The following is a 774-nucleotide window of genomic DNA, read 5'->3' on the forward strand; positions in this document are numbered from 1 at the left end:
TTCTTCGAGCTTCTTTCTTGCTCCGTCGTATACCTGCATGTACTCATCAGTTGGTGTTACTGTCTTTACGTCGTAGCACTCCTGGAATGTCTTTCCTGCCGGAGCGCTTGCGTAATTCTTTTCGTAGAGAGCTACAAGCTTGTCAAGGATCACATTTACTTCAGAGATTTCTACTCCTGCTGTTGCCCTTGCCACTTCTCCCATCATCCTGGCTTCCATACCTGTAGTCTTGTCTGTGACAACACCCTTTGCGGCTGCGACACCTGAAAGAATTTCTCTTCCTGATGCTGTATCTGTTATTGACTGAGCTGACGCCTCAAGTAGACACATCTCAGTGCATGGGCCTGCACATGGGTAGTACTGGTTACCTGACAGTATATCTGTAAATTCTGAAATTGTTGCACATGCCCATCCTGCAATCATCAGGGTTTCCCTGGTGTTGGTTGATCCCCAGCGGATGTGGACAGGACCATCAAGGTGCCAGCTTGCGCTGCTCATTATCACGGCGTTGATATGTGTTGCAACATCAACAATCGTTGTTTCTTCAATTCCACCTGCATATCCGCCGAAAATCGGCATCTGTTCATCCATTATGATATCGCTGTTCCCCTTATAGTGGGCAATAACTGAGATTGCATCCAGGTCGATTTTAAGTTCGTTGAGTTGTGAGACCTCGTGGCTGTCCGTGCAGGTCATTCCGCCAGCGCAGTCGGCGGAAATGTTTCCCTGAGCGGACAGGGAGGTCTCTGGTCCCTAGACAGCCATGCCAGGCCT

General features: G+C 49.1%; 1 pseudogene. It reads right to left on the bottom strand.

Features of this window, described 5'->3' with window-relative positions:
• A pseudogene (locus tag ASJ81_RS14475) lies at positions 1–774 on the bottom strand (monomethylamine:corrinoid methyltransferase); the annotation flags it as partial.

The organism is Methanosarcina spelaei (genome assembly GCF_002287235.1).
In the GTDB taxonomy this organism is placed as follows: domain Archaea; phylum Halobacteriota; class Methanosarcinia; order Methanosarcinales; family Methanosarcinaceae; genus Methanosarcina; species Methanosarcina spelaei.